The sequence below is a fragment of the Nioella sp. genome (assembly GCF_964229645.1).
Classification (GTDB): Bacteria; Pseudomonadota; Alphaproteobacteria; order Rhodobacterales; family Rhodobacteraceae; genus Nioella.
In genome coordinates, this window is record NZ_CAXREX010000273.1 from 1 (window position 1) to 5,180 (window position 5,180).

General features: G+C 66.4%; 5 protein-coding genes. 3 read left to right on the top strand and 2 right to left on the bottom strand.

Annotation, left to right across the window (positions count from 1 at the left end; translation table 11 throughout):
* Window positions 1-61 precede the first annotated feature (61 nt).
* The 3 genes from ACEQXV_RS17780 to ACEQXV_RS17790 are packed head-to-tail and all read left to right on the top strand — an operon-like array spanning window position 62 to window position 3,101.
* Window positions 62-727: a response regulator transcription factor gene (locus ACEQXV_RS17780; RefSeq protein ID WP_370270284.1), complete on the top strand. Its 666-nt coding sequence runs from the start codon at window positions 62-64 to the stop codon at window positions 725-727.
* Complete coding sequence (locus tag ACEQXV_RS17785) at window positions 727-2,103, top strand: sensor histidine kinase N-terminal domain-containing protein (RefSeq protein ID WP_370252952.1); 1,377 nt, start codon at window positions 727-729, stop codon at window positions 2,101-2,103. Before ACEQXV_RS17780 ends, ACEQXV_RS17785 begins: the two co-directional genes overlap by 1 nt.
* Window positions 2,073-3,101 (top strand): ABC transporter substrate-binding protein, encoded by a 1,029-nt coding sequence (locus tag ACEQXV_RS17790; protein ID WP_370252954.1) that lies wholly within the window; start codon window positions 2,073-2,075, stop codon window positions 3,099-3,101. The genes ACEQXV_RS17785 and ACEQXV_RS17790 overlap by 31 nt, the downstream gene beginning before the upstream one ends.
* A 5-nt stretch (window positions 3,102-3,106) precedes the next feature.
* Here the strand turns inward: ACEQXV_RS17790 and thpR are convergent, their stop codons facing one another.
* Window positions 3,107-3,649 (bottom strand): RNA 2',3'-cyclic phosphodiesterase, encoded by a 543-nt coding sequence (gene thpR, locus ACEQXV_RS17795; RefSeq protein WP_370270285.1) that lies wholly within the window; start codon window positions 3,647-3,649, stop codon window positions 3,107-3,109.
* A 36-nt stretch (window positions 3,650-3,685) separates the two neighbouring features.
* A partial coding sequence (locus tag ACEQXV_RS17800; RefSeq protein ID WP_370270286.1) for a DUF2339 domain-containing protein occupies window positions 3,686-5,180 on the bottom strand: 1,495 nt, incomplete at its 5' end.

The following is a 5,180-nucleotide window of genomic DNA, read 5'->3' on the forward strand; positions in this document are numbered from 1 at the left end:
GAAACCAAGCACCCGAACCTGACATTTACCTGTCACGCCCCCGAGAGGTCCGCCCGAGCCGATGCGATTCCTGCTGGTCGAAGACAATGCCCAACTCGCGGCTGACATCCTGGACCGCCTGGCGCTGGCTGGGCATGTGGTGGATCATGCAGGTGATCTGGGCACCGCGCAGGATTTCATGTCGACCACCGATTACGATTTGATTTTGCTGGACATTATGCTTCCAGATGGCGACGGGCGTGACTTCCTGAATGCCCAGCGCGCGCGCGGCACCGACACGCCCGTGATCGTGCTGACCGCGCGATCCGAGGTGTCTGACCGGGTGGGCGCGCTGGATATGGGGGCCGATGACTACATCCCCAAACCCTTCGATTTTGCCGAGCTGGAGGCACGCTGCCGGGCCGTTCTGCGCCGCCGAACCGGCACCGCGACCAATGTGAAGCGATTCGGCGATGCAGAGTTCGACCCGCTGGCCGGCACGCTGCGCAACGGCGACAAGGTGGTTTCCCTGCGCAACCGGGAGCTGCGCCTGCTGGAGGTCTTTTTCGCCGCGCCCGGGCAGATCATTCCCAAGCCCAAGCTGGTGGACCGGCTCTTTTCCTATGACGAGGAGGTGTCCGAGAACGCCATCGAGGTCTATGTCGGGCGCCTGCGCAGGCACCTGGAGGGCAGCCAGGTGTCGATCGTGACGGTGCGGGGGCTCGGATACCGGCTGGCGGTGCCGTGATGCGGCTGTTCCGGGGACCCAGGTCGATCCGGCGGCGGCTGACGCTTCAGCTGCTGACAGGCGCGGCCGTCATGACGGTCATCCTCTTCTTCATCGTCTACACCTTCGCCCGCGATATCGGGGCGGAATCGCAGGACCGGATTCTCGCGGCCTCGGCAGCCTCGATTCTCGATGCCACCTCCGTTCAGTCGGGCGAAGTGCGCGTCGATATCCCCTATTCCGCCTTCACCATGCTGGACAATGCAAATGATGACCGGGTCTTCTACCGCATCACCCAGGATGGCGAGGGCCTGACCGGGTATGACGACCTGCCCGCCGCGCGACAGGGCGGCACGGGGGCCGCCTTCGACACCGTGTCCTTCCGGGGCGAGGAATTGCGGGTCGCCACCGCCAGCCGCCGCCTGTCCGTCGGCGGGCAGCCCGTGCGCATCGCGGTCACCGTGGGGCAGACGCGGGACGCCCAGGCCGATGTTCTGGCCCGCATCCTGCGCATGACGACGATCCTGGGTCTCAGCTTCTTCGCGGCCTCTGCCCTTCTGGCCGTTCTGGCGGGCCAGAGCGCCGCCAATTCGCTCAGCCGCCTCGCGGGGTCGGTCTCTCGCCGGGGGCCGCAGGACCTGCGCCCGGTGGTGGCCGAGGTGCCCCGTGAAATGCGGCCGCTGGTGGCCTCGCTCAACAGCCTGATCGCGCGGCTGTCGGGGGCGCTCAACCGCACCGAGGATTTCATCGCCGAAGCCGCGCATCGCGTGCGCACGCCGCTGGCCACTGTCCGCGCCCATGCCGAGAACACGCTGCGCCGGGTCGACAAGGAGGAAAACCGCGCCGCGCTGCGCGAGATGATCCGCGCCATCGACGAAAGCAGCCGCGCGGCGGGACAGTTGCTGGATCACGCGATGGTGTCGCTGCGGGCCGACCAGCTGGAGCTGTCGCCCGTCGATCTGGGGGCGCTGGTGGCGGACCTCGTGGACCGGCTGCGCCCCGTGGCGGAACTGAAGGACATGGACCTGCGCTTCCGGGCGCAGGAAGGGCTGGAGGTGATGGGCGACGCGATCCTGATCCAGAACGCGGTGCGCAACATCCTCGACAACGCGCTGAAATATGCCCCCTCGGAAAGCCCCATCGACGTGACACTGGACGAGGCGGATGGAAAGGCCGTGCTGACCATCCGAGACCAGGGCATCGGCTTTCCCGACGAGGGCGCGGAGAAGCTGACCGGGCGCTTCGCGCGCGGGCAGAACGTCTCGGGCGTGATCGGCTCGGGCCTTGGGCTGACCATCGCCGACGAAGTGGCCCGCGCCCATCATGGGCGCCTTTCGATCGCCAATAACGAAGGAGGCCCCGGCGCATGCGTGCGTTTGTCCTTTCCCTTGCGCTGAGTTTGCTCGCCCTGGCTGCTGCCGCCTTCGAGATCGAAGAGCAGGTCAGCTTCCCGGCCGAGGATGCGACGGCGACGCTGCGGGTGATCTCGACCGCCGACGCGGACCTTTTCGCGCCGTTCATCGACGCGTTCCAGGCGCGGAACCCGGGCGTTGCGGTCGACTATTTCGTGGTCAGTTCCTCGGAAATCACGGTTGCCCTTCAGGACGAAGGCGAAAGCTTCGACCTGGCCATTTCCTCGGCCATGGACTTGCAGATCAAGCTGGCCAATGACGGACTGGCGCGCGCCTACCGCTCGCCTGCCAGTTCGAGCCTGCCTGAATGGGCGCGGTGGCGCGACCGGGTCTTTGCCTTCACGCAGGAACCCGCCACCATGGTGCTGTCACGCGCCGCCTTCGAGGGGCTGGAGCTGCCGCGCACCCGGCAGTCGCTGATCACCACCCTTCGGGACAATCCAGACCGCTTCACCGGGCGGATCGGCACCTATGACGTTCGAGAGAGCGGGCTTGGCTACTTGTTTGCAACGCAGGACGGGCGCAGTTCGGAAACATACTGGCGCCTTGCACAGGTGATGGGTGGGCTTCAGACGCAGCTTTATCGCGGCTCGGCCGACATGATCGAAGACGTGGCACAGGGCCGGATCGCGGTGGCGTATAACGTGTTGGGCAGCTATGCGCAGGCCCGTGACGACCTGCATGACCAGATCCACATCATCGCACCCGAGGATTTCACTACGGTCATGATGCGCACCGTGCTGATCCCAGAAACCGCCCGCGCCCCAGAGCTTGCGGGCAGGTTCATCGACCACCTCATCGAGACCGGCTGGCGCGCGGGCGGGGGGCGCTTCGCCTTTCCCGGCATCACGCCGGCCACGATCTCGGAAAACGCGAGCCTGCGCCCCATCCAGCTTGGCCCCGGCCTGCTGGTCTATCTCGACCGGCTGAAACGGCGGCAGTTCCTCGAAGAATGGGAAGCAGCGATGGTTCAGCCGCAATAGGCGGCTCAGATCAGGGGATAGGCCGCGAGCGTTTCGTAACGCGCACCCTCGGGGGTGAGGGTCGAGCCCTGAAGCGAGAAGCAGGATGCGTGCGCAGGTGCAATCTCGACCACCGGTGGGGCCGCGAGAAAGCCCTGCAACGCGGCCTCTTCTGCGGGGGCCATGGCGTGGCGGAACCGGACCAGCGTGACATGCGGGCGAAAGGCGCGCCGTTCGGGCTGTATCCCGGCGCGGCGGGCCAGCCGTTCCAGTTCTGCCTGAAGGGAGATCAGCCGCGGGTCCGGCTCGACCAACGCAGCCAGCATGCGCGCCTTGCCCGGCCCGAAGAAATCGAGCCCTGCGAACCGCAGTTCCGGTGCTGGCAGGCGCAGCGGCTCCAGCAGGGCGTGAAGCTCTTCCAGCGCCTCCTCGGGCTGATCATCGAGGAAGGACAAGGTGATATGCAGGTTGTCCCAAGGCACCGCGCGTCCCACCCGCAGCCCGCCGATCATGGACAGGAGCGGATCGCGACAACGATCGGGCAGATCGAGGCTCAGGAAACAGCGCATGGCCCGCCCTAGCACATGGGGCGCAAGGGCGCGAGATCACTCGGGCGCAGGGTCATCCAGCGCAAAGCGCTGATAGATGCGCGCGATGCCGATCAGCACGATGCCAAGCCCCAGGAAGGACGCGACGCGGTAAAGCCCGGTCAGATCCGACATGTCGTAGAGGAAGACCTTGGCCACCGACAGCATGAGCACCGCCATGGAGGCCTGCCGCAGGAAGCGCCCCTTCAAGAGGATACCAAGCGCCAGAAGCGCCATCGCGTAGACGATCCAGACCACGGAATAGGCATAGACCTCGGCATTGCCCGGTTGGGTCTGGAACCCGTAGGCCATCGCCTCGCCCCAGAAGGCGCGCCGGGTTTCCAGCGTGATGTCGACGAACACGAGAAGACCCGCGATGCCAAAGAGCGTATGGCGGTAGCGATCGGGCAAGGTAAAGCCGTGCGAGGCACCATAGAAGAGGAACAACGCAGCGGGCAGAAGGTAGGCCAGCCCAAGAAGGTTGACGACGGGCCAGTTGCCCACACGCTGTGCCTGTGCCAGCGGCGACAGGGCCAGAACGCTGCCAAGGATCACGGCGGCGATCGACAGGCCAAGCACCCATCGGCCCACCTCCCCTGTCCAGGGATGCCTGTCTTGCAGCTCGCGCCGCAGCAGGAGCCCCCCCGCCACGATCCACCACAGGATCTGAACAGAGAGGTCGAACAGATTCCATTCGGTGTCTTTCAGCCCGCCCGATGTCCACAGCCGCAATTGCAGCGCCACCATCAGGAATCCGAAACCCGCCGCAGTGATTTCCAGCATCGTCGCTGCAAGGGTATCCCCGCCCGAGCGGAAGAGCCGCGACGCCAGCCAGGTGGAGAGCGCGGGCAAGCCATAGGCATAGAGCACCCAGTGGAAGCTGCCGAAGACCGTTCCCTCGTAGTTCAGCAGTTCGGGATTGGCGACGAGACGCAGGATCACGACAGCGGTCAACACAAGGGTCAGCGCCCGGATTTCCCGCAACGGCAGGCGCAACCAGATCCAGGCCAGCGCCAAGATCTCGGCGGCCAGGGCCACGGTCAGCCAGGCTTCGCGCAGAAGGCAGGTCGCGGCTAGCGACAGCGCCGCGGTCGTGGCCGCCGTGTAAAGCCCGAGCGGCAGGTCGCGCCGAGGCGCGGGCCGGCGCGCGACGACAAGGGCGGCGGCGAACATTGACAGGGCCAGCAGCGTCGCGGTGACGCTCCAGTTCCAGTCGACCTCGAAGGCCGCGATCCGCCAGTAGCCGATCGCGAAGAAAAGAACCGGCAGAGCCGCAGACACGCCCGCCCAGATGACAGGGCTTCGACCCCATCTGAGGCCTGCGAAAGCGCCAAGACCAAAGAGGGCCCCATAGCCCAGAAGGGCGCGGAAGAAGGCGGTGAACTCGGCCGGGATCACGTAGCGCCACAGGGCGGTTCCCCCGCTGGCGCGGCCAAGCTCTTGCAGGGCCTCAGGCTCGGATACCTGCCAGGGCTGCGGCCAGATCAGCACCACGGCAAGCGCCGCCAGGGCC

Bases quoted from the DNA above. Each gene is read 5' to 3' on its own strand.
- ACEQXV_RS17785 (WP_370252952.1), top strand. From the start codon at position 727: ATGCGGCTGTTCCGGGGACCCAGGTCGATCCGGCGGCGGCTGACGCTT.
- ACEQXV_RS17790 (WP_370252954.1), top strand. From the start codon at position 2,073: ATGCGTGCGTTTGTCCTTTCCCTTGCGCTGAGTTTGCTCGCCCTGGCT.
- ACEQXV_RS17780 (WP_370270284.1), top strand. From the start codon at position 62: ATGCGATTCCTGCTGGTCGAAGACAATGCCCAACTCGCGGCTGACATC.
- thpR (WP_370270285.1), bottom strand. From the start codon at position 3,649: ATGCGCTGTTTCCTGAGCCTCGATCTGCCCGATCGTTGTCGCGATCCG.